The sequence below is a fragment of the Acinetobacter sp. NIOH-H-8 genome (genome assembly GCF_046635365.1).
GTDB lineage: Bacteria > Pseudomonadota > Gammaproteobacteria > Pseudomonadales > Moraxellaceae > Acinetobacter.
Genome location: NZ_JBHDVN010000112.1, coordinates 1 through 1,039, shown reverse-complemented (window position 1 = coordinate 1,039; position 1,039 = coordinate 1). Strand labels below are relative to the sequence as shown.

Sequence of the window (1,039 nt, the reverse complement as noted above, 5' to 3'; positions counted from 1 at the left end):
GGCTTTGTTGCACAAACCTATCTGTAAAGGCTTTTTCAGCGATATAATTTTCAAATGAAGAAGCCTACACACAAAATCTACCGCACAACCAATTGGCCCGCATATAACCGAGCACTCATGAGTCGCGGAAATATTGCCATTTGGTTTGATCCTGCTACACAATGGTATGCTCCATCAAAAGGCAAACAAGGGCGAAATCAAACCTACTCCGACGCAGCCATCCAATGCTGCTTAATGATTAAATCCTTATTCCGTCTGTCTTTACGTATGGTCACTGGCTTTGTGCAAAGTCTGATTAAACTTTGCGGATTAAATTGGACCGCACCAGATTATTCCACCATTTGTAGAAGACAAAAGCATATTGATATTGCAATCAGCTACCAAAAAAGTAGCGATGGGCTGCATCTACTCGTAGACTCTACAGGCATGAAGTTTCTAGATGAGGGCGAATGGAAACGCAAGAAACATGGAGCTGAATATCGTCGCCAATGGCGTAAACTACATATTGGTATAGATGCCAAAACCCTACAAATACGCGCTATTCAGCTCACAACCAATAATGTCAGTGATTCACAGGTGCTTGGTGATTTACTTAATCAGATTCCACAAGATGAGCAGATTGACTATGTTTATACCGATGGAGCTTATGACACCAAGCAATGCCGTCAGGTCATTGCAGATCGGCAAGCACATGCGGTGATTCCACCTAGAAAAAATGCGAAACCATGGAAAGATACAAAGAGTAGCTCTCTAGAGCGAAATGAATTACTTCGAACAGTTAAACGTTTAGGCAGGACATTATGGAAAAAATGGTCAGGCTATCATCGCCGCAGTTTGGTGGAAACCAAGATGCATTGCATCAAATTATTAGGCGATAAATTAATGGCAAGAAGCTTTCCTAGTCAGGTGAATGAAATTCATGCACGTGTAGCAGTCCTCAACCGATTTACGGAATTAGGTCGATCACTTACCCAAGTTACGCCTTAAATTTGGCTCAATTAGGGGCGCTTTGCATTTCAAATCTTTGTGCAACAAAGCC

Annotated in this window: 1 protein-coding gene; it reads left to right on the top strand. The window is 42.1% G+C overall.

The features are described 5' to 3' along the window. Positions 1-54 precede the first annotated feature (54 nt). Positions 55-987 (top strand): IS5-like element IS17 family transposase, encoded by a 933-nt coding sequence (locus ACEWB7_RS17260; RefSeq protein WP_411581001.1) that lies wholly within the window; start codon positions 55-57, stop codon positions 985-987. Positions 988-1,039 lie beyond the last annotated feature (52 nt).